Annotated in this window: 16 protein-coding genes; 4 read left to right on the top strand and 12 right to left on the bottom strand. The window is 65.4% G+C overall.

All coding sequences use genetic code 11. The features are described 5' to 3' along the window. Positions 1–26: 26 nt before the first annotated feature. Together ACEN9F_RS06530 and ACEN9F_RS06525 are read right to left on the bottom strand one after the other, a co-directional pair. Entirely contained in the window at positions 27–710 is a 684-nt protein-coding gene (locus ACEN9F_RS06530) for a LuxR C-terminal-related transcriptional regulator (protein WP_413419008.1), read from the bottom strand. Between the two features lie 21 nt (positions 711–731). Then, on the bottom strand, positions 732–1,061 hold the full coding sequence (locus tag ACEN9F_RS06525) for a hypothetical protein (protein WP_413419006.1): 330 nt from the start codon (positions 1,059–1,061) through the stop codon (positions 732–734). Between the two features lie 224 nt (positions 1,062–1,285). On the opposite strand from ACEN9F_RS06525, the gene ACEN9F_RS06520 reads away from it, so the two are divergent. From ACEN9F_RS06520 to ACEN9F_RS06510, 3 genes are all read left to right on the top strand, one after another. After that, positions 1,286–1,942 (top strand): response regulator, encoded by a 657-nt coding sequence (locus ACEN9F_RS06520; RefSeq protein ID WP_413419004.1) that lies wholly within the window; start codon positions 1,286–1,288, stop codon positions 1,940–1,942. A 118-nt stretch (positions 1,943–2,060) separates the two neighbouring features. Further along, positions 2,061–5,843, top strand: a complete 3,783-nt coding sequence (locus tag ACEN9F_RS06515) for a tetratricopeptide repeat protein (RefSeq protein WP_413419002.1) — start codon at positions 2,061–2,063, stop codon at positions 5,841–5,843. 133 nt (positions 5,844–5,976) lie between these two features. Beyond that, on the top strand, positions 5,977–8,523 hold the full coding sequence (locus tag ACEN9F_RS06510) for a cation-translocating P-type ATPase (RefSeq protein WP_413419000.1): 2,547 nt from the start codon (positions 5,977–5,979) through the stop codon (positions 8,521–8,523). Here the strand turns inward: ACEN9F_RS06510 and ACEN9F_RS06505 are convergent. Next, positions 8,502–9,905 (bottom strand): bifunctional enoyl-CoA hydratase/phosphate acetyltransferase, encoded by a 1,404-nt coding sequence (locus tag ACEN9F_RS06505; protein WP_413418997.1) that lies wholly within the window; start codon positions 9,903–9,905, stop codon positions 8,502–8,504. The two genes, ACEN9F_RS06510 and ACEN9F_RS06505, sit on opposite strands and share 22 nt — an antisense overlap. Before the next feature lie 108 nt (positions 9,906–10,013). Here ACEN9F_RS06505 and ACEN9F_RS06500 point away from each other — a divergent pair, with 108 nt between their 5' ends. Continuing rightward, positions 10,014–11,762, top strand: a complete 1,749-nt coding sequence (locus ACEN9F_RS06500) for a PHA/PHB synthase family protein (protein WP_413418995.1) — start codon at positions 10,014–10,016, stop codon at positions 11,760–11,762. A 10-nt stretch (positions 11,763–11,772) separates the two neighbouring features. On the opposite strand, the gene ACEN9F_RS06495 is transcribed toward ACEN9F_RS06500, so the two are convergent. The 9 genes from ACEN9F_RS06495 to ACEN9F_RS06455 form a co-directional block, all read right to left on the bottom strand. Continuing rightward, on the bottom strand, positions 11,773–12,615 hold the full coding sequence (locus ACEN9F_RS06495; RefSeq protein WP_413418993.1) for a universal stress protein: 843 nt from the start codon (positions 12,613–12,615) through the stop codon (positions 11,773–11,775). A gap of 66 nt (positions 12,616–12,681) precedes the next feature. After that, a complete protein-coding gene (locus ACEN9F_RS06490; RefSeq protein WP_413418991.1) occupies positions 12,682–13,161 on the bottom strand; it encodes a pyridoxamine 5'-phosphate oxidase family protein in 480 nt (159 codons plus the stop codon). A gap of 21 nt (positions 13,162–13,182) precedes the next feature. Then, positions 13,183–13,992, bottom strand: a complete 810-nt coding sequence (locus tag ACEN9F_RS06485) for a universal stress protein (RefSeq protein WP_413418989.1) — start codon at positions 13,990–13,992, stop codon at positions 13,183–13,185. After that, positions 13,989–14,504: a flavodoxin family protein gene (locus ACEN9F_RS06480; RefSeq protein ID WP_413418987.1), complete on the bottom strand. Its 516-nt coding sequence runs from the start codon at positions 14,502–14,504 to the stop codon at positions 13,989–13,991. Before ACEN9F_RS06480 ends, ACEN9F_RS06485 begins: the two co-directional genes overlap by 4 nt. Before the next feature lie 126 nt (positions 14,505–14,630). Beyond that, positions 14,631–15,197 (bottom strand): cysteine hydrolase family protein, encoded by a 567-nt coding sequence (locus ACEN9F_RS06475; RefSeq protein WP_413418985.1) that lies wholly within the window; start codon positions 15,195–15,197, stop codon positions 14,631–14,633. A 90-nt stretch (positions 15,198–15,287) separates the two neighbouring features. Further along, positions 15,288–17,765: a glycosyl hydrolase 115 family protein gene (locus ACEN9F_RS06470; RefSeq protein ID WP_413418983.1), complete on the bottom strand. Its 2,478-nt coding sequence runs from the start codon at positions 17,763–17,765 to the stop codon at positions 15,288–15,290. 14 nt (positions 17,766–17,779) lie between these two features. Then, a complete protein-coding gene (locus ACEN9F_RS06465) occupies positions 17,780–18,253 on the bottom strand; it encodes a hypothetical protein (protein WP_413418981.1) in 474 nt (157 codons plus the stop codon). A gap of 82 nt (positions 18,254–18,335) precedes the next feature. Further along, on the bottom strand, positions 18,336–19,916 hold the full coding sequence (locus ACEN9F_RS06460; protein ID WP_413418979.1) for a hypothetical protein: 1,581 nt from the start codon (positions 19,914–19,916) through the stop codon (positions 18,336–18,338). Positions 19,917–19,932: 16 nt separating this feature from the next. Continuing rightward, positions 19,933–22,953 (bottom strand): two-component regulator propeller domain-containing protein, encoded by a 3,021-nt coding sequence (locus ACEN9F_RS06455; RefSeq protein WP_413418977.1) that lies wholly within the window; start codon positions 22,951–22,953, stop codon positions 19,933–19,935. Positions 22,954–23,010 lie beyond the last annotated feature (57 nt).

Genomic DNA, 23,010 nt, shown 5'->3' with positions numbered 1-23,010 from the left:
CCCAAACCGACAATGAAATTCGCCTGTCAGTGCTGGCTGGCCGCGCCATCGCCGACCAGGCCCCGCCTTGTCGCCAGTACCACGGCATGGGTGCGTGCCGTTGCGCCAAGCTTGTCAAAGAGACCTTTGACGTGGGTCTTGACCGTGCCGACGCCGATGCCCAGCTCGCGCGCGATCGACTTGTTGCATTGGCCCTGCGCCAGCAACTGCAGCACATCGGTCTCGCGGCTGGTCAGGCCGATGCGGGTAAAGCTGTCGGCCACGCAGCGGCTCAGGTCCGCGCTCAGGTAGCGCAAGCCGCGGCTGAGGGTGCGCACGGCCGTCAGCAACTGCTCCTGATCGGCGTTCTGCAGCAGGTAGCCGTGCACGCCGGCCATCATCGCCGTGCGCACTTCCCACTCGCGTTCCAGCTGGGTCACGATCAGCACCCGCGCCGGCGTCTCGCCGTGGTGGGCGGCGGCGCAGCGGCGCATGTATTCCAGGCCGCCGCGATGATCGACGATGATGACGTCGGCGCCGGCGTGGCTGGTGGCGTCGCCGCCGACCGCGACCTGCATGTCGGCGCCGGCGCCCAGCAGCGCGGCCAGGCCGGCGCTGACGATGGCGTCGCCGTGCGCGATCGCCACGTTGATTCTGTCGCCTTGCTGGACGATGGCGCCGGCGCTACCGCCGGAGACGGTTTGGGTCCAGGTCCTGGTATCCAGTCGCATGTCATTCTCCTCAAGTTAAAACTAAAATGGATCGCTATCGCCTGCGGAAGCCGGCAGCACCAGCCGGCGGCGGCCGAACAGGCGGGCGTCCGCCGAGTAGGCTCCCGGGCCCATCAGCACCAGCGCGATCGCCGTGATGGCGGCGATCAACAGCGGCGCGGCGTGCGGCCAGCCGGCATGGGCCAGGCACAGCAGCTGGTACGCGGCGGCCAGCGCGCCGGCCACCGGCGTCAGCACGCCCAGCACCAGCGCCAGGCCGACGATCGTCACCAGCGCCGCCTGCCACCAGGGCAGGGCGCCGGTGCAATTGCTTTCGGAAAGCAATTGCAGGCCGACGGCCATCCGCAACATCAGGAGGCCGACACCCGCGCTACCGCGCGGAAAACTGGAGCTGAATCCCCGCATGATCGTCCGGCCTTTACGTTGTTGCGCTATTCTGTACAGAAGATTAAGCTTTTCGCCGCCGGTTGCCACGCCCCGATCCGGGGGGTACCCCCTACCCAGATGGGGGTATGGCGGAAAAATTGTGTATGTGTCATGCTGGCGCCGTCCGCCCGACTTTAATTGAGAAATCCATGAACCCGGCCCAGAACCCGCCGATTACCGTACTGAGCGTGGATGACCATCCCATGTTCCGCGAAGGCATCGCCAGCGTGATCGCCGACGAAGACGACATGCAGCTGGTGGCCGAAGCCACCAACGGCGTGCAGGCCGTCGAAGCCTACCGCCGCGTGTTGCCGGACGTGACCCTGATGGATATCCAGATGCCCGACATGAACGGCATCGACGCGACCATCGCCATCCGCAAGGAATTCCCCAACGCCCGCATCGTGGTGCTGACCACCTACGAGGGCGACGTGCTGGCGCAGCGCGCGATCGCCGCCGGCGCCGCCGGCTATCTGTTGAAAAGCATGTTGCGCAAGGAATTGCTGGCGACGGTGCGCTGCGTGCACGAGGGCCGCCGCAGCATCCCCGCGGTGGTGGCCAGCGGCATCGCCGAGCACTGGCATGAAGGCGCGCTGAGCAAGCGCGAGACCGAGGTCCTGCAATTGGTCGCGGGCGGCCAGAGCAACAAGCGCATCGGCATGCACCTGGCGATTTCGGAGGAAACGGTCAAGGTGCACATGAAGAGCATCCTGGCCAAGCTCAACGCCAGCGACCGCACGCATGCGGTGACGCTGGCCATCGAGCGCGGCATCCTCGACCTGCATGCCTGCGGGCAAGGGCTCTAAGCACCGCAATCAGTGGTGTTGTCATTTGACAATTAATGTGCTCACACCAAATATTGTTATGTAGCTATAATCAGTGTTTTGTTTCTGCTACGAAATATTCTTTGATTGAGGTGAGACGTTGGGGTTAGTCGGAAAACAGCATCACGATTTGGTCGAATGGTTTAGCGGTGGTTGGTGGGCGCAGGGCGAGGCTCCGGTAGCGATGCTTCAAGGTTTCCCGGGAAGCGGTAAAACCGAGATCGCGGACGTCGTTGAACAACGCTGCCGCAGCGCGATGGCGGGAGTGAAAGTGCTCCGCTGCGATTTTCCTCAGTCGAGCGGGACCGTCATTGACGACTTGATCCTTTTGATCGCGGCCGAGCTCGCGCGCAAAGGAGACGACCGTCTGGCCCGTCATCCGACGGAGTCGACGCTGCTTGCACTTCTGGGTGAGCCGCTGCTGATCGTTATCGACGAATTTCAAGCAAGTTTCGACGAGCAATTGACCCAGCCGCCTGCGGCTTTAACGAAATGGATCGCTGAGATCAGCGGCAGAAAAGAGTTGCGGGCGCGCATACTTTTCTTGACGAGCCGTCAGCTGAATAACCAGCGCTGGAATGAGCGCTGCGACAAGCATTCGCTCGCCGGCCTTTCTCCAGAGGATGGGTTGACTTTCCTCGCGGCGCAATTGGATAGTAGTGGCATGGCGGAAAGCGATCTGCCGCAGGAGCGACGCCTCGACGTAGTCAAGTGGTTGGGTGGTTTTCCACGGGCGATTCGGCTCCTTGTTGGCGCCTTGCATCATAATCCGCTAAACGAGTTAATTGGCGCCCTCCCCGAAGCTTGGGAGGCGCGGGAGCAGACGGTATCGGCGCGCTTGCTGCGGAGTATAGAAACCGAGATGGTCGCGCGCGCCCGGAAGGGGCTGCCTCCTGAAATTGATCGTTTCTTTGAGCGATTGGCGGTTTTTCGACGACCGGTCGACAGCGCCGCGATTGCTGCTGTCAGCGAGGGCATGCTGGCGTATCCGGATTGGCAGGCAGAGTTGCAATTGCGGTTTTTGCTGGAACTCAGGCAGCACCATTATTCCTTGCATCCGGCATTGCGTGAAACCGTACTTATGCCGCTCAGCAAGGAGTTACGCCAGCGCCATCATGCACTTGCTGGCAAGCATTATGGACGCCATTTTTTGGGCAAGAAGATAGAGGGCGTGCCGGTCAAGCTTGGCGCGGCGTTTATCGAGGCCCGCTATCATTACACGCAATCGGGCAACAAGGACGAACTGGGGAAAATCGCGCACGCATTCGAGGGCTATGTCAGAGATCGAATGGGATGGACCACGCCGGTACCGGCGCTCGCCGAGGAATGCAACGAGGGGATCGCGCTGTTGTCGGCCTTGCTGGTCAGCGGAGGCGCGATGAGCATGCACTATTATCTGGCGCGCCTGTTGCAGCGACGGAATCAACCTGGGGATATCAAACGTGCTTTGGATCATGCAAAAGCGGGAACCGGCCCCCAGTCTCCGCATGAAGCCTGGCTGCTGCGCGCGCAGCTGATCGAACAATGCAATGGGAAGTTGGGAGCATTGAACGACATGGCCGCTCATGGGCTGAAGATCTTGCCGCCGGAGCGGAATCTATTTGCGTTGTACCAGCGCGGTTCGGAACTGTCGAGGGAACTCGGGAAAAACGATAAGGCGATTGCGTTATTGCGTGAAGGGATCGCTCGTATAGGCCAGGAGTACAGTCTGTACGTGTTATACATCAGGGCTGCTGAACTACTCGTGGCGGAGGGGAAGGCGGACGAGGCGCTGCTGCTGCTCGAGGATGGGATCGGACGGATCGGCCCACACTCGAATATTCATATACTCTATTTGGACGCGGCCGATTTGCTTGATCATTGCGGCAAGACGAGTGAAGCGATCACCCTCTTAATCAAGGGCATGGCGCTGATCGGTTCTCATCCGAGCAACTATTCCGTTGTCGAGAAAGCCTTGCGTCTTGCACTTGGCATGTTGGATTTGTCCGCGCTGCATGAAATACAGTTAATTACTGAGAAGCTCCATGATTTTGAATTTCACGCGGCGCTGGCGGAGGTGTATCGCTTGCTGCTGCTGAAGCAGGAAACCACCCGGACCGTCGATGCGGTTGTTGCCCTGCAAGCGCGAATTTCTCGATCAAAAAAGATACCCGCTTACCAAGTCGCGTACTGCTGCCTGAGTGTCGGCGCAGCCTCAAAAGCGCAAGCCATCCTTGATCAATTTTTCGCCGACACCGCGCCATTGCACGCTGCTAGCGCGAGCTGGCTGACTTGCTTTATTCAGTTGGAGCTCCATAATCAAGCGCGAGCCGATGAGCTGCTGTCGCTACATCTTGGCCGGCCGTTGATGGAAAACGAATCCGCCGACCGCGCCCGCTTGCTCGCAATCTGGGACCAGCCGTCGAGCAAGTCCGGCCGGGGACCCGCTGCGGACTTCCCTGTGCTTCCACCCGCGATGAGCGGCCTTGCGCAGACCGTCCACCGCACCCGCTGGCAATCGCCGGTGTTGACGGAAGTAAATTCCGCGGCAATGCCAGCGCCGCCGTCGCCGCCGTCCGACTGGAACGCCGAGAACGTCATCATCAGCCTGCGCCCCAAAAATTGGAATGGCTTGTATGTGCTTGGTTGTTTCGATCACCGTATCACGGTCTTCGCTCAGCAGGCCCGGGCGTTAAGCCTGGTTCGCGCGCTGTTTGAGGTGGGAGACCTGAAAGCGGGTCAAACAGTGGGGATAGTCGGCGCTGGCGCGGCCGGCGTGACGGCCGCCGTTGCGGCCGCTCGCCTGGGATGCGCCGTGAGCCTGTACGACGAACACGACGCGCCTTTCGCCATGCAGGCGTCCGCACAGCATCGTTACTTGCATCCGCACATTTACGATTGGCCGGCGCGAGGTTCGGATCGAAGCAATGCGGGGCTGCCGTTGATGAATTGGGATGCGGGCTATGCGGATGACGTCGTCACTCATTTGCGTGCCGAATTTGACCGGCACCAGGATGGGATGGGTCATTCGCTGACTTTCCGGCCTTGTAGCGTGATTACCCATATAAAGAAAGGCAGCGGGGCGAAACGGATTCAGTTGCTTGGCAATGAAGCGACCATTAATCAATCGTTCGATTTGGTTCTGCTGGCCAGCGGCTTCGGTGTCGAGCGATCGCCAATGCCGCATGTCGAGATGTCTTCTTATTGGGGAGGGGATGGCATCAGCGGTCCTTTCCCGTCGCCTCGCCGCATTCTGGTGTCGGGGGCCGGCGATGGCGGATTGGTGGATGTTGCCCGGGCATCGATTCGGTCTAGTCTGGGGGACAATCATTTTCGCCATGATCAGGCGGTGCAGGAATTGACCACGGATCCGGCGTTCCGCGTTTTGGCCAATGCGATGGCGGAGGTGGACGCGCGCGCAAGGCAAGCCCGGGTGCTGGGCGGCCAGCCCGAAAACCTCTATCAGGGCTATAGCGAGCTTTTCATCGAGGGAAGTCTGCTTGAGCGTATGCGGAAGTTGAAGCGTAGTGATACCGACGTCACCTTTAACTATATGGATGAGTCGATCTTTGGTCTCGGTTCGGCGCTGCTGAATCGCTTGCTGGTGCTATTGCTGATGAAAGCAGAAGTAGTACAAGGGAAATTCGGGACCATTTCCGCAGTAACGCCTTCTCAATCGAACCCTGCGCGCAAGCAGGTGGTTTTTAATGGCGATATCGCAGGCGCCGCCGATTTTGATATCGTCGTATTACGGCACGGCCCGCCCAAGGCCGAGTTTGAGCGACGCTTTCCAGCGTTGGCCGATGACTGCGTTGAGCTTCGGGGCAAGGTGGCGGAGCTGGCGCTGACTCAGAAATTGTCGCCTGAAACCGCGTCCTGGTATGCCGAAGCGCTGAGCCGCTAGTCACGGGTAGCGGCTGTGCGGGGAGGTGCGCCATGCTGCGATGTCTTGATCCAAATCAATCTTTTTTGAAGTCGCGCGCAGCAGAATGGATGGCCGCCCCCCGGCGGGGTACTGGTCAGACGGGATGTTTGCGATGCTGGAACCAACACGGGAAAATGAAGGGTTGAGTGCTGCCGAGGCTGCGGCGCGGCTGGCGCAAAACGGGCCCAACGAGCTGCCGGCGTCCCGGCCGCTCGGTGCCTGGCGTTTGCTGGTCGATGTGGTTTCCGAGCCGATGTTCCTGTTGCTCGTCGCTTGCGGCTGCATTTACATGCTGCTCGGCGACCGCGGCGAGGCGCTGATGCTGCTGGGTTTTGTGGTCGTCGTGATCGGCATGACGTTTTTGCAAAAGCGGCGCACCGAGCAGTCGCTCAACGCCTTGCGGGATCTGTCCTCGCCGCGCGCCCTGGTGGTCCGCGACGGCAGGCAGCAGCGCATCGCCGGCCGGGAGCTGGTGAGCGGCGATATCGTCTTGCTGGCCGAAGGAGACCGCGTGCCGGCCGATATCGACCTGCTCGCCGCTTCCAATCTGATGGTCGATGAATCGATGCTGACGGGAGAGTCCGTCCCTGTCGAGAAGCAAGCCATGCGCCAGGACGGCAAGGACAAACAGGGCAAGGTTTACTCCGGAACCCTGATCACCAACGGCACGGCGTCCGGCCGTGTGGCGGCGACCGGGCCCGATAGCGCGCTGGGGCGGATCGGCGCCTCGCTGGCGAACCTGGGCGGCGAGCTGACGCCGATTCAACTGGAAACGCGCAAGGTCGTCAGGCAAGTCGCCATCGGCGGCCTGGGCCTGGCCATGGCCTTGGGAATCGCCTACTGGTGGCTGCGCGGCGACTGGCTGCATGGCTTGCTGGCGGGGCTGACGCTGGCGATGGCGGTCTTGCCCGAGGAGTTGCCGGTCATCCTGACACTGTTCCTTGGCTTGGGCGCCTGGCGGCTGGCGCGCCAGAAGGTGTTGGCGCGCAGCATTCCGGCGATCGAGTTGCTGGGGGCGACCACCGTCCTGTGCGTGGACAAGACCGGCACCTTGACGGCAAACCGGATGGAAGTCGCCCGGCTGTGGTCGGAGCAGGCGCACTACGATCGCGCCGGCCAGGCCGGCCTGCCGTTGCCGCAGGCATTGCACAAGTTGCTTGAGTACGCCGTGCTGGCCAGCCACCGGACCGCGTTCGATCCGATGGAGTCGGCGATCGGGCAGGCCGGCGCCCGCTTGCTGGCCGATAGCGGGCGCCTGCATGGCGATTGGACCCTGATCGACGACTATCCCTTGTCGCGGCGGCTGCTGGCGATGTCGCGCGTCTGGCAGGCGCCTGCGGGCCCGGATTATCTGATCGCGGCCAAGGGCGCGCCCGAGGCCATTATCGACCTGTGCCACCTGGATGCCGCGCGCGCCGCCGGCATCGCGGCGCAGGTGGCGGCCATGGCGCGGAACGGCCTGCGGGTGATCGGCGTGGCGAGCGCGGCTTTCCGCAACGGGGCTTTGCCGGACGACCAGCACGCATTCGATTTCGTCTTTCTGGGCCTGCTCGCCCTGGCGGACCCGGTGCGTCCGGAGGTACCGGCCGTGGTCGCCCAGGCGCATGCTGCGGGCATGCGCGTGGTGATGATCACCGGCGACCATCCGGCGACGGCGATGGCGATCGCGCGCCAGGCCGGCATCGCCGGCGCGGATGGCGGCTGGCTGTCCGGCGACGAGCTGCGCGGCATGGACGACGACGGGCTGCGGCAGCGCCTGGCGCATACCACGGTCTTTTGCCGCATCGCGCCGGAACAAAAGCTGCGCCTGGTGCAGGCGTTCCGCAGCTGTGGCGAGATCGTCGCCATGACGGGCGACGGCGTCAACGACGCGCCTGCGCTGAAGGCGGCCGACATCGGTGTGGCGATGGGCGCGCGCGGCACCGATGTGGCGCGGGAGGCGGCGGCGCTGGTGCTGCTCGGGGATGACTTTTCTTCGCTGCTGACGGCGGTAAGACACGGCCGCCGCCTGTTTGCCAATCTGCGCAAGGCGCTGGCCTTCATCGTTGCCGTGCATGTGCCGATCGTCGGCTTGTCGATCCTGCCGGTGGCGGCGGGGTGGCCCATGCTGCTGATGCCGGTTCACATCCTGTTTCTCCAGTTGATCATCGATCCGGCTTGCTCCATCGTTTTTGAGGCCGAGCCGATCGAGGCGGACGCCATGACCAGCAAGCCCAGAAACCGAGACAGCCACCTGTTCGACCGGGAAATCCTGATCCGTGGCTTGTTGCAGGGCGGCGGCCTGCTGGCGCTGCTGGCCGGCCTGTATCTTCAGGTGCGCTGGGCCAGCGGCTCGGACGAGATGGCGCGCACGGCGGCTTTTGTCGCCCTGGTGTGCTCGAATCTGGGCCTGATCCATGCCAATTGCAGCTGGCGGCAGGCCACATGGAAACGGACGGCGGCCGCGAATCCTTATTTCATCTGGGGCAGCCTGGGCACCTTGCTGTTCTTGCTGCTGGTGCTCAGCGTGGCGCCGTTGCGGACACTGTTTGCCTTCGTGGTTCCCGGCATCGGCACGGTGCTCGGCTGCGTGCTGGTCGCGCTGCTGGGCATCGCGTGGTTTGAAACCGTGAAGTTCGCTATGTCCCGCCTGTGCATTCAAGGCCGCTGCAGCCGGTAGCGATGCGCCATCAGCAGCGCCAGCGCGGCCGAGGCGGTGTGTGCGGCGGCGCCGTCCGCGCAGCCGCTCGCGGCGATCGGCACGGCCGCTCCCAGCACCACGCCGCAGACGGCGGCGCCGGCCAGGCATTGCAGTTGCCTGGCCAGCAGGTTGCCCGCTTCCAGGTCGGGCGCGATCAGGATGTCGGCATGGCCGGCCACCGCCGATGCGAGGCCTTTGGCGCGCGCGGCGGCGGGCGAGATGGCGTTGTCGAAAGCCAGCGGGCCGTCCAGCGCCGCGCCGCCGATCTGGCCGCGTTCGGCCATCTTGCACAGGGCCGCCGCATCGAGGGTGGAGGGGATGGCCGGCGTCACCGTCTCCAGCGCCGACAGGATGGCCACCTTGGGCCCGGCGTTGCCCAGCGCCTGCGCCAGGTCGATGGCGTTGCGGACGATGTCGGCCTTGTCGGACAGCGATGGCTTGATGTTCAGCACGCCGTCCGAGATCAGCAGCGCCTTGTCGTACAGCGGTACTTCGACGTGGAACACGTGCGACAGGCGGCGCTTGGTGCGCAGGGCCGGCAGCGCCAGCACGGCGGCCATCAGTTCGCCCACCTCCAGGCTGCCCTTGAGCAGCATCTCGACCTCGCCGGCGGCGGCCATGGCGGCCGCGCGATCGGCGGCCGCGTGGCTGTGGGGAACGTCGATCAGGACCGCGCCGTCCAGCGCCAGGCCGGCGGCGTCGGCCAGCGCCCGCAGCCGCGCCTCCGGGCCCAGCAGCAGCGGCACGATCAGGCCCTGGCGCGCGGCGTCGAGCGCGCCCCGCAGCGATGCTGCGTCGCAGGGATGGACCACGGCGCAGCGCACCGCCTCGTACCGGGCCGCGACCGCCATCAAGCCGGCGTAGTGGCGCGGCCCCTGCGACAGGCTCAGTTGCGGCAGCGGGGTGCGCGGGCGGCGTACCTTGCCGGCCGGGGCGATCACGGTGGCGACGCCGCTCAGCACCACGGCGCCGGTCTGGTTCTTGACCTCGCAATCGAGCAGCACGTGCCGGTTGGCCGGGTCCTTGGCGGTCACCGTGGCGGTGATGCGCAGCTCGTCGCCGATGCGCACCGGCCGCTGAAACTGCAGCGTCTGCGCCAGGTAGATGGTGCCGGGACCGGGCAGGCAGGTGCCCAGCAGGCGCGAGATCAGCGCCGCGCTCCACATGCCGTGCGCGATCACGCCATGAAACAGCGTCTGCTCGGCGTACTCCGGGTCGACATGGGCCGGGTTGACGTCGCCGGACACCGCGGCGAAGGCCGCGATGTCGTCCTGGCACAGCGTGCGGCTCAGGCGCGCGCTCTGGCCGACCCGCAATTCGTCGTAGGTGACGTTTTCAATGATGTCGCTGGACCCGATCATGAACGCAGTCTAGTGAGCGCGGTCCCTGAAGCGTTTGATGCAGATCAAATGCCTCAGGCACGCGAGCGCCAACCATAAGTACTGCATCGCTGATATCACGGAGGAAATGTGGAAACATCACCGCTGAAAGTAGTGCCGGACATCGCGGCGGCCCCGCCGCCCGCGCCGAATTGCCGCAATGCGCTGGACCTGTACCTGCAAAGCCAGGTGGCGCGGCTGACCGGCGGGGTGTCGCCGATCGCGATGTCGCTGGCCTTCCAGGACTGGCTGCAGCATCTGGCCGTATCGCCAGGAAAATGCGGCGAACTGGCCGCGTATGCGGCCGGCACGCATTCCGGCGCCGGACGGCAGCCCGATCCCAGCCAGGACAGCCGCTTTGCCAAGGACGTCTGGCGCCAGTGGCCGTTCGCGCAGTATGCGCAGGGCTTCATGCGGATCGAGCAGTTCTGGCGCCAGGCCACCAGCGGCATCTGCGGGGTGTCGCCGCATCACGCCGACGTGGTCGCCTTCTCGGTACGCCAGTTGCTCGATATGTGCGCACCGTCGAATTTCCTGTGGACGAACCCGGAAGTGCTGCAGGCGGCGGTCGCCAGCGGCGGGCGCAGCCTGGTCAACGGCGCGCTCAACTGGCGCCAGGACCTGGCCCGCCACTTGGCGCCGCCGGACATGGCGGTGCCGGAACCGGTCGGCGCCAGGTATGTCCCGGGCCAGGATGTGGCCGTCACGCCGGGCGCGGTGGTCTACAGCAACGAGCTGATCGAACTGATCCAATACACGCCGCAGACCGACCAGGTGTACCGCGAGCCGGTGCTGATCGTGCCGTCGTGGATCATGAAGTACTACATCCTCGACCTGTCGCCGCACAACTCGCTGGTGCGCTATCTGGTGCGGCAGGGGCACACGGTGCTGATGCTGTCCTGGCGCAATCCGGACCGGCAAGACCGCGACCTGGGCATGGACGACTATCTGCGGCGCGGCGTGTTTGCCGCGCTCGACCAGGCCGGCCTGTTGTGCGACGGCGCGCCGGTGCACGCGGTGGGCTACTGCCTGGGCGGCACGCTGCTGGCGATCGCGGCCGCCGCGCTCGATTCGGGCGCGTACGTCGCCGATGGCAAGCTGGCGTCAATGACGCTGCTGGCGGCGCAGACCGACTTCAGCGAACCGGGCGAGCTGGGCCTGTTTATCGATGACAGCGAACTGGCCTTCCTCGATGCGCTGATGTGGGACCAGGGCTACCTGGACGGCGACCAGATGGCGGCCTCGTTCCAGTTGCTGCATGCGCGCGACCTGGTGTGGTCGCGCATGATGCACGAATACCTGCTGGGCCGGCGCACCGCGCCCAACGATCTGATGACCTGGAACGCCGACAGCACGCGGCTGCCGTTCCGCATGCACAGCGAATACCTGCACGGGCTGTTCCTGCGCAACGACCTGGCCGAAGGGCGCTACCTGGTCGGCGGCAAGCCGGTGGCGCTGGCCGACGTGCGGACCCCGATGTTCGTGCTGGCCACCGAGCGCGATCATGTGTCGCCATGGCGGTCGGTGTACAAGATCAACCTGCTGAGCGGGGCGCCGATCGACTTCGTGCTGGCCTCGGGCGGCCACAACGCCGGCATCGTTTCCGAGCCGGGTCACGCCAACCGCAGCTACCGCAGCCGTCCCGCCAACCTGTCGCCGATCGGCTACAGCAGCCCGGACGCATGGCTCAACTGCGCCGAACGCACCGAGGGTTCATGGTGGCCGCACTGGCAGCAATGGCTGGTGCGCCACTCGATCCGGCAGCGCGTCGCGCCGCCGGCCATGGGCCTGGGGCGCGTGCTGGGGCCGGCGCCCGGGCATTTCGTGCTGCAGACCTAGCGCGACATGCCTAGTGCGAGAGCAGCACCGGCAGCGTCATCGTACCGAGTATGGTGCGGGTGACGCCGCCCAGCACCATTTCGCGCCAGCGCAGATGGCCGTAGGCGCCCATCACCAGCAGGTCGGCGCTCAGGTCGGCGGCCAGCGACAGCAGCGCGTCGCCCACGCCCAGCTCCGGCGGCGTGGTTTGCTTCAGCACGTCGACCTTGACGCCGTGGCGCGCCAGGAACAGGGCGATGTCGGCGCCGGGCAGGGCGCCGTGCACGGCGTACTGGCGTTCGGGATTGAACACCGCCACGGTCACGTGGGCGCTGCGGCGCAGCAGCGGCAGCGCGTCGGTCACCGCGCGGGTGGCGGAGCGGCTGCCGTCCCAGGCCACCAGCGCGTGGCGGTCCAGGTGCGGGTAGCTGCCGGCATGCGGCACCACCAGCACCGGCCTGCCGCCGTTCAGCGCCAGGTAGGCGGGCAGCCCTGGCCCCATGAGCAGGCCGTCCAGCCCGGGGTCGGTCTGGCTGAGCACCACCAGGTCCGCGTAACGGGCTTGCAGCACCAGCCCGGTCGGGGCATCGTCATCGGTCTGCCGGCTTTCATAGCGCAGTTCCGCCGCGCGGGCCTGGCGCTCAAAGCGTTCCAGCGCTTGCTGGGCGTCGCGCTTCAGTTGTTCCAGCTCTTCCTGCGGCAAGACGTTGTCGAACATCACGCTGCTGCTGCGGTAAAAATCCATGGCGATGCCGGTCATCGCGGCGCCGATCAAGTGGGCATCCTGCTGCAGCGCCAGTTGGGTCGCGGCAGCGATGCGTTCGGCGGCGTGTGGCGCGCCGTCGACGTGGACGAGTATGGTCTTGTAGGACATGGCGAACTCCGATGGCAGTTAAAAGACCAGCCTAACAAGCGCGATTCCAAAAATATATGATCTGGATCAAATTCCCGGTACTACCTGATAAAGCTCGGTGTGGCCGAAACCTTGTTCGTAATCCAGCACTGAAATGATCGTCGGCGTGATGCGCACGAAGACCGCGCCCGGCCAGTTGGCGCTGCCGCCGGCCTGCATCAACTGGCGCAGTTGCGGAAACCGAAACAGCATCAGGTCGGCCGCGTGCGCCGTCTCTTCCGGATCGCCGACGATCGCGGCGCGGCCGGCCAGCGACAGTCCCCGGATGTGCTGCCAGTCCGCATACGGCGGCGTGACGGTGGCCGAGACCTTGTCGTTCTGGCGGATGTTGTGCGCCTTCTGGCTGTCGAGGCCGATGCCGGCGTACAGCGTCAGGCCATCGTTGACGAAGCTGACCACGGTGGCCTGCGGATAGCCGTCCGGGCGCAGCGTGGCCAGCGTCAGGTCGTGCGTGGCGCCAAGCAGGTTGAGGATGAATTGGCGGTGGGTGCGGTCCAGTGCTTGCATGGTGGCTCCTTGTGGCCGGCGTCAGCGCGTCATCAGCACCGGCAGCGTCATGTGTTTGAGGATGCTGCGGGTGGCGCCGCCCAGCAGCAGTTCGTGAAAGCGCGTGTGGCCATAGCAACCCATGACCAGCAGGTCGGCGCCGGTTTCGGCCGCCAGCGACAACAGGGCGTCGCCGATATCGTCCGCCGTCTCGCGCACCACCACATCGAGCTGGACGCCGTGGCGCGCCAGGTAGCGCGCCAGGTCGGCGCCGGGCTGTTCGCCGTGCGCGGCGTACACCAGCGTCGGGTTGAACACCGCCAGCGTCGCCAGCGTCGCGCGCCGCAGCAGCGGCAGCGCCGCCTGGATGGCGCGGCTGGCGGCCATGCCGCCGTCCCAGGCCAGCAGCGGCCGCGCGCCGATCCGGTCGAACCGGCCCTCGCGCGGGACCACCAGCACCGGACGCGGACAATGCAGGATCAGCTGCTGCGGCAAGAGATCGGCCTGGCCGATGACGGCCAGGTCGCAGTAGCGCGACTGCAGCGCCAGGCTGTCGGGCAGGCTGTCATTGGTCAGGCGCTCTTCGCAGGACGGGGCGCCCAGCTGCGTGACGGTGGTCGTGAACCGGGCCAGCGCCTGCCGCGCCGCATCGGTCAGCACGGTCAGGTCCGGCGGCAGCAGCGGCACGCCGGGAGCGACCGCGTTGCACTGGTAGATCAGCTGGTTGATGCCGGTGCTGGCCAGGCCCACCACATGGGCCTGTTCGGCGGCCGCGATGCGGGCGGCGCAGCCGGCGATGTGCTGCGCGCGCGGCGATGATTCCGCGTTCACCAGGATGGTCTTGTAGCTCATGTCGGGCCGGCCGGCGCCGCCTCCTGCTCGTCGTGCTGGACCGTCACCAGCTGGTTGGCGAAGTCGGCCAGCGCGGTGGCGTGGCGCCCGGAGAGCACATCGCTTTGATGCAGGCTGAGGCTGGCCACCGGTAGCTTGTTGCACATGGCCGCCATCGCGCTGAGCACTTCCTCGCCGCCGCTATCGCCTACCGTGCAGAACAGGCCGATGCGGCGGAAGTGCTCACGCTGTTGCAGGATATAGCTGCGCATGGGGGCGCTGAGGTGTCCGCCCCATACCGGCGTGCCGAGCACGATGACGGGATAGTCGGCGGGATGATGGCGGGGGAGCGCGATCTCGGCGGGGGCGCCGCGCAGGGCCTGCCACGCGGAGTGCAGATAGCCTGTGATGCCCCTGCGCGGGCGGATCTCCCGGATCTGCTCCAGATCCGCGCCGCAGGCCTGCGCCAGGGCGCTGGCCACCTTCTCGGTGGCTCCTGTGCGCGAGTAATACACGATAAGGCAAAGTTTCATAGCGCTCCCGGACGGTCGACGTAGCGGGCCGGCAAGCCCGTTGCTAATTGGACCGCGTTGCTACGCCGCGGTTCCCGTCCAGGTGGTCGAGGTTACAACCCGGTTCGTGTCCAGAGGGACAGAGGATCATGCCGCCCCGGCCAAGGCTGCCAGCACATCCTTGGTATGGACGATGGTCGCGTACTCGCCGTTCAGATTGGACAGGGCCATGGCATGCACCTCGTCCGCAGTTCTGGGGACGCCTGCGTAGTCGGTCTTGGCGAAGGCGAAACAGGCATCGGCGACCACCTGTGTGTCGAAGCCCAGGTTACCTGCGGTCCGGGCACTTGCCTCTACCGAGTTGTTGGTGCTGACACCGACGATGACGAGTTTGCCGATCTCGCGCACCCGCAGCCAGCGTTCCAGCCCGGTGTTGATGAAGGCATCAGGCACATTCTTTTCCAGCACATGCGCTTCCGGCAATGGTGCCAGTTGCGCTTGGAATTCCACCCCCGGCTGGCCCGGCCAGAAGGGCGAGCCAGGCGTCCTGGAGATGTGGCGGACATGGACAACGGTGGCGCCGGCTTGCCGCCATGCATGAAGCAGGGCAGCGATATGCTGTTCCGCGCTGGGATTGTTGCGGGTGCCTGCTTCGGGCTTCGCCATGCCTTTCTGCATGTCGATAATGATCAGTGCGGGTAAGTCCACGTGCATGGATGGTGCTCCAGGTCTTGGAAGTTATTGACATGTCTGCAAGTGCAGACAGCCTGATTGTAACTTGAGCAGCGCTCGCTGCCCGCCCGGCTAGCGGATGATCCGCGTCTCGGGCACCGGGCCATAGCCCTTGCTGGCGCCGACGAAACGGATCTCGAACCGGTCCAGCGTCACCGCCGGATCGAGCGCGTAGACCTCCAGCGTGTGACTGCCGGGCTTCAGCGGCAGGTTGGCGACCTCCGCGACCACGGCGTTGTCGAGCACGCTCTCGCGCCACGTCGCCGCGTAATACTCGCGCCCGAAGTCGAGCACGCGAGGCGGCTCGCCGTCGATCGACACCGCGATCCGCATCTTGCCATCCTTGGTGGCGGGGAACAGCGGCAAGGCCACCGCGCGCAGCGACACCACCTCGTCGAACACATAGTTGGGGAAGCTGTAGTCGCGCTCCGGCTTCAGCGTGTGGAAGCGGTAGAGCAGGCGCGGCGCCTTGGCCAGCGCCGCCGGGTCGGCCGGGTCGACCGGTTGCAGGTCCAGCGACGCCTGCACGTCCGCGCCCGTGTGTCCGACGCCGTCAAGCACCCGCCATGCGCCCGTCATGCGGTCCGCGTGCGCGGCGTACATCGATACCACGCCTTGGGCGTCGACAAAGGACGCCGTGTCGTCCGCGATCGGCGGCGCGACGCGGACATGGACGTCGATCGGCTGCTGACCGACGCTGCAGCTGACGCGCACCAGCCCGTCCTTCGCCTGCTTCGGCGCCTTCGACCAGTCGATCGACACCTTCAATCGCTGCTCATAGCCGCCCGCTTGCGAGAAGCGGCCCGAGGTCTTGTCGAGCCTGATCCAGGGCACGCTCGGCGTCGCGCTCCAGGTCGCGTCGAGCGCTTGGCTGGTGAAAATGTCGAGGTAATAGCTGCGCTCCGCCAGTTCGGGATTGAAGGTCGGCAGGGTAGGGAAGAACCAGTCCTTGTCGTCGAAGAAGCCGCCGCCTTCCACTTGCACGGGACAGCGCTGGGCATCCGCCGGTATCGACCAGGTGGGGATGGCCGGCGGCAGATAGTTGGTCAGCGACTGTGGATAGCTGTTGGAGATGTGCCGCCATTTGCCCCCTTCGATCTGCTCGCCATAGCGGCGCACGTTCGCCAGGATGGCATCGTGCGCGCGTTGCGCTTCCGCCGCGTAGGCGTTGGCGCTGGCCCGCCGTTGCAGGCCATAGGCGATCGACTTGTCCATGGCGAGCTGGCGCAGGTTCATATTGCCGGCGACCGTGACCGGATAGCCGACCAGCTCGTAGAAGGCGGACTTGCGGTCGGCGGGCAGCACCGTTTCCAGTTCCTTCGACGCCGCCATGATCGCCTTGTAGGCGTCGGCGCGGCGCGCGTTCTCGTCGCCGAAGTCGGTGATGGAGAAGCGCGTCTGCTGTACCGGCGTCATCGGGAAGGTGGTGTTGAACGCCATGAACTCCGGATTGCGGCCGAAGGCGAGCTTGTAGTAGCGCCACATCACGTCGGCGACCCTGCCGCCTTGCTCCGGGCCGAAGTTCCGCACGGCCCAGTCGTCCATGTACGCATGGGCGGAACCGGGCGTGGCGAACCGGTCCATGTCGAACGCCATCGCCAGATAAAATTCGAGCAGGTATTCGACCGGCTTGATGTTGCCGACGTTTAGCATCCATATGTCGCGCGCGTTGGCATGGTAGGCGCGTGTCATCTCTTCCCACATCAGGCTGGGATCGGTCGACGGCAGGAGCAGGTAGTTGCCCGGCGCGCCCCAGAAGGTGGCGTGATAGTAGACGCCGGAGCCACCCGGGCGTTCGCGCTCGCGCGCGTCGTTCAGGCGCACCATGTAGCCGTAATTGTCATCGGGCCAGACGATCGTCACGTCGTCGGGCAACTGGATGCGGCCGGTGTTGTAGGCGGCGGTCACCTCCTTGTACGGCGTGAACGCCTGGGGGATTTGCTCAGCCGGCTTGCCGAGCGACGTGCTGAGGATCTTGCGCTGCGCCTGGATCACGTCGTGCAGGATATCGCCCATCTTCGCGGCGGAGTCCGCGCCCTCCATCGGGAAGTCGTCGACGCCGCGCATGCCGATGGTATAGAGGTTGTCGTACTTGCCCCACTGGTCGATCGCGCCGCGCCAATACGCGGTCAGCCGGTCCTTGTTGGTGAGCCAGTTGTAGGGCCCCATCTCCTTCTCGTCCCACTCGACGGCGTTATTTCGCAGGAGCATTTCGACGTGGGAGGAGCCACGGATCACCGCGTAATCGGCGGCGACGTCGTAGTTCCCGGGTCGGAGGTTGAAGGCCGGGTCGGTGCTGTTCATCGCCGGCCAGATCAGGTTCGCCTTCAGGCGCCACATCAGCTCGAATACGCGCTCATAGGTCTTGGGCCCGACGCCGCCGGCCGCCGGGTCGTAAGTCTTGCCCGCCCAGTCCCTGAAGAAGGACGCGTTGATGAAGAAGCCCCGGTACTTGACCGTCGGCGGCCTGGAGAAGCTGGCGGCGGCCGAGACGTCGATGCGGTCGCGCGCGCGCGTCTTGACGTCGGCCCACCATTCCCAGGGGGACACGCCCATTTCCCGCGTCAGGTCGACGACGCCCCAGACCGCCCCGCGCGTATCGGCGCCGAAGATAAGGAGCGCGCGGGATCCCAGGGCGCGGGAATGACGGCACGGCCATAGGTTTCCCACTTGCCGTCGATGGCGGCGGCCGACAGCCCGTTTTTGCGCAGCAGGCCTGCGATCAGCGGCGACGAGGCCACGCCGACGATGACGCCGGTGCCGTGGCTGGATGTGATTCCCGCGCTGATGTCGGGCGTTCGGCCGCTAAGTTGCAGAAGGTCGCGCGACAGCAGTTCCGCCGCTTTTCGGATGGGTGCGCCGCCTGCAGGGTCGTAGGCAACGCTGGCAACGGCGCGTCCGTCGTAGAGCGCAAGCTGAGCCGGTCCCCCGGCGCTGGCACGGGCCGGAGAAACACCAATCGCCAGCGTTAAGCACGCAAACAGCAACAGCCACTTTCTTCGCGCGTACCTCAAGATGCCTGATGAATAACGAACCATGCCTTCTCCATTATGTGTATCTGTTATTACCACGAGGATACACGTAATTGGTTGCGCAATCATTTCTGGATGTGTAACAGATTCAGGCTTCGGCGATGGCTGCCCCGTTGCGGGCGATGATGTTTTCCTGCTGTCCCCATGCTGTAGAGCTGCCGCTAGCCGCGCTATTATTGCCGTTGGGACTGGCCGTCGCCTGTTCCGCAACGATCTGCACGTATTTCCCCACCATGTTCCCGGCATTTAACGGTGCTTTCTTGACTATCTGCGCGCCCCCAGCGCCCTGCGTGCCCGTCTTGTAATTCAGGTAGTAGCTGCTACGCCAGCCTGTGAAAGCATACCGATTGGTCGCGCTGGTGAGGGGCCAGAAGTTCGCATCTATGTCGCTCCCTCCAAAGCCGAGATCCTTCACGTGGTCGCCATCTTGCCCGGCCATGTTGTACCCCATGGAAGTCAGGGCCGTATTTAGCAACTGCTGCCGCGTCCTTGTTTTTCCATGTTTGGGGTTGTTGAGCAGGACGTCGCCTATCACCGGATGATTAGCGGCGGTGACACCGAGCTGATACGTTGTACCGTCAGGCGCCGCTACTTGAGGATTGGCCGCAAAAGGACTCAACACTACATTGGCGTTCGTTAAGCCGTCCAGCACCGTCACAGTGGCATAGCTTGCAGTCGGCTTATACCACGTGATGGGGATGGGGTCCGCCTGGTCGCCGGTGTGGTAGCGAACCGTATTGGCATCGGCCACAACGACATCCGTATCTAATTTGATCGCCGGCATGTTGGCCCCGAGGATTTCCGCTACCTCGGTACTGAATTCGTTGGCCGAAATGGCGACAAACGCATTGACGGCTCGCCGCTCCTGTCCGATAGCGTTGATCAAATCGATCCGCAAATCCAATACCGCTTGCCTCAAGCGGTCCGCTTCGCTAGGTTGGTTTCTCTCCCGGCTTCTGGACCGGCTTCTGGAGCGCGCGCCGGATCCTGCACGGCCACCGCCCCTGCCACCTCTTGGGGCAGGGCTTCTTGACCTGCTTCTCCGCTCACGTGGTAATGCATCCAGCTGCCGCTCTGCCGTTTGCAAGTCCCTGAGTGCGGTTGTCCTGGCGTCGTGTGCGCCTCTTACAACCAGATAGCTGGCGCGCCAGGCTGCCGAGACGCCTCTCAGACGCAACGCCGTATGAATCGCCGCCGCCTCTGCCCAAGTAGAAGCGACGCCCAATACAAATTCCGATCCCACCTTGCGGTATTCAAGATGATGTGTTTCGCCCAGCAGTGGTATGGCCTCCCGCTGCGCCTCGAAAATATCCTCTTCGCTTTCGGGTTGATCTCCTGCCTCCGCTTGCCCGGCATCTGCTTCATCCGAATGAAGGACGTCTTCGCTGTCTTCTGACTCCAGGGTGTCGTCATGCGCCTGCACGGCGTTCATTTGCAGCGCGCGCGAACGCAAGGCTTTCCCGCTTGGGCTTTGGTCCATGGCTTTTGCGACCTGACGCTGCGCGATCATGCGTGGTCCCTTGTCCATCATGGACCTGAGTTGTCGCAACTGATCAGCCGACGAGCTTTGATCTGCCCAAACACCCTCCTGCCGGGGCAGGCCAGCCTCGGTACCGACAGCTTCGCGCTGCGCGGGACGGTCACCACGTGTTTGTTTCGATTCTTGCATAGGCGTTCACTCGCTGTCAGGCCGCTTCGCGCAGCAGCCAGCGGCGCAGCGGGCCGTGCTTGCGTTTGCTGGCATACACGATCGTGGCGGGTGCCGTCACTCGCACCGCCGTGCCCATGCCGGGCCGGCTCCACAGTTCCAGCACCGTGTGCAGTTTGACGGCGCGTTCGCGCATGCCGGTCAGGCCCCAGTGGCCGGGGCGCGCGCCGGCCGTCATGATCGTCTCGGCGATGCCGTCGCCGTTGTCGCGCACCTGCAGCGTGAGGTGGTCGGCGCCGTAGCCCAGTTCCAGTTCGATGCAGCCGGCGCTGGCGTGGCGGAAGGCGTTGAGCAGCGCTTCGCGGCCGATGTGGTACAGGTGCTCGCCGGCTTCCCCTTGCAGCGCGGCCGGCTGGCCGGTGACGATCAGTACGAAGCTGGCCGCATGTTGTTCGCGTAGTTGCTGCCCCAGTTCGCCGAACAGCCGCTGCAAATCGTTTTGATACTGGCTCACGCTGCGCAAGCCGCTGACCTGGTTGCGTCCTTCGGCCAGGACCTGGTCCGACTGGTCGAGGATTTTTTCCACCAGCGAGCGCGCTTCGCCGTCCTGCGGCAACCGCACCAGCAGCGTATGCACGCGCAGCATCAGTCCCTGCACGCTTTGCAGGAAGGTGTCGTGCAGCGCGCGGGCGATGCGCTGGCGCTCGTCGGCCCTTTCCTCGATGCGCTCCCGCAGTTGCTGCGTGACCTGGCGCACGCGCCATCGGTACAACAGTGCCAATGCCGCCCCCGCACCAATCACGCACAACAGCTTGAACCACACGGTCTGCGCGAAGGTCGGCGGGATGACGAAGGCCAGTTCCGCTTCCTGCGGATTCCATACGCCGTCCTCGTTGGCGGCCTTTACGCGGAAGCGGTAGCCGCCCGGCGAGAGGTTGGTGTAGAACGCCTGCCGCCGCGCGCCCGGATCCTGCCAGAACACGTCGACGCCGTCGAGGCGGTAACGGAAGCGCACACGTTCCGGTATGCTCAGGCTCAAGGCGGTGAAGTCGATGCGCAGGCTGCCGGTGGATTGCGGCAGCTCCAGGCCGGGCAGGGCGTTGTAGCGCCGCTCGCCGACCGTCACTCCCTGCATCAGCACTTGCGGCGGCACCGGGTTGCGCGTGATGTGCGACGGGTCGATCCAGTGGATGCGGTTGGAGGTGGACATCCACAGCAGCCCATCGTCCGCCATCACCAGCGACGGCATGGGCCGCAGTTGCGAGGCCGCGCCGAGTAGGCCATCCTGCGCGTCGAAGCGTTCGTATTCGACTTCAACGCCCGGCTGCCGCAACGCCAGCGCCAGTTGGTCGGCGCCGATGCGGCTCAGGCCTTCACCGCCGAACAGCCACAGGTCGCCGCGCGCGGTGCGCGCTATGCCGGAGACGCCGCGAAACGCTTCGCCCTGGCGGCCATGCAGCGGATTGAAACGGGTGCCGTCGAACCAGGCGACGCCGCGCTCGCCGCCCACCCACAGCTGTTCGCCGTGCTGGTACAAGGTCAGTACGGTGCCGACTTCCAGTCCCTGCTCGGCGCCGAACGAGGTGACCTGCTTGCCGTCGATGCGGACGATGCGGTTGCGGATGTAGCCGGCCCACAGCGTGCCGTCGGCCTCGCTGGCCAGGCTGGTCGGAAATTGGTCGGGTTCGCCGGGCAGGGCCGGCAGGCCGCCGTGATGCAGCCATTGCCCGTCCTTGAGCAGGTACAGGCCGGCGCGCACCACCGATACCCACAGGCCGCCGTCCGCCGCGCGGCTCATGGCCTGTACTTCATAGCTTTGCGCTTCGGCCGGCAGCGCGAAGCGCGTGGCTTCCGCTGCCTTGCCGCGTCCCACGCGCCAGACCGCGCTGGCGTTGCCTGCCCACAGCACGCCGTCCGGATCGCGGTACAGCGCCGAGACGGGATCCGCCGGCACGCTGCTGCGTTCGCCCTCCGGTCCGAGCGCGCGCAATGCGCCGATGCGGTCGCCGGCCCAGACGCCGCCGCCGGTTGCGGGCGCGATGGCCGGATGGTTGAACTGCGCACGCAAGGGCAGCGTCAGCAGGCGATTGCGGCGGAAGCGGTCCAGCCCGGCCGAGGTGCCTATCCATACATTGCCTTCGCGGTCCTGCAAGAAGCTTTGCGCGAGGCCGCCGCTGAGTTCCAGCTGCTGCGGCGGGGCATCGCCTCCGGCCGTCCGGCGCTCGACGCCGCCGGCATGGAACAGCCACATATTGCCGTCGCGGTCGAACTGCATGCTGTTGCCGCGCAGCGCAGGCCGGGATGGTTCGCGGCCGTTCGGCGCGGCCGGCGCCATGCGGTAGTAATTATCCGCGATGGTGGCCCAGACGGCGCCGTCGGGCGCCAGCGTCATGCCGCTCAGGTCGCCGCGCGGCCAGGCCGGCTGGAAGGCGGAGCGCGTGTCCGGCCGGCTGTATACGCCGCCCTGCAAGGCGATCCATTGGCGGCCTTCGCGGTCGAACAGCACCTGGCGCGCGCGCCGTTGCGGCAAGCCCTGCGCGGAGCCGATGGTCTCGAAGCGCCCACCGTCGAGCCGCGCCAGGCCGTCGCGGGCGGCGATCCAGAGCGCGCCGTCCGGTGCGCGCGTGATGCTGGTGATGGCGCCGCCCGGCAAACCCTGGTCGGCGGCGTAGTGCCGTGCCTGGCCGCTGTGGAAGTGGCTGATGCCGCCACCCATGCGGTAGCCGACCCACAGTCCGCCTTCGGGCGGCGCGTACAGCGTGCGGACGTTGGACGACAGCAGCGCATGACCGTCGATGGCGTCGAGGCGCTCGTAGCGCTGGCCGTCGAAGCGGTACAGGCCGGTGGCGGCGGCCAGCCACAGCCAGCCATCGCTGGTCTGGGCGATGCTGAGGACGTCGGTGGGGCCGTTGTCCAGTGCGCTCCAGCCGGTATGGGTGAATTGTTCGAGCAGGCGCGGCGGGGCCGAGGGAGACTGCTGCGCCGGCGCCGGTGTGCACAATAGCCAGCCGCAGAGGACGGCGGCTTGCAATGGCAGCGGGGCGCGGATAGTCTTCATGGTCTAGCCTGCGGACGGGTTGCATACATTTTAACACCCAATACTTGTCATTTTGGT

Source organism: Duganella sp. CT11-25 (genome assembly GCF_047302815.1).
Taxonomy (GTDB): Bacteria; Pseudomonadota; Gammaproteobacteria; order Burkholderiales; family Burkholderiaceae_D; genus Rugamonas.
Note: the sequence above shows the minus strand (reverse complement) of the source record. Positions and strands in the feature narration are given on the sequence as shown.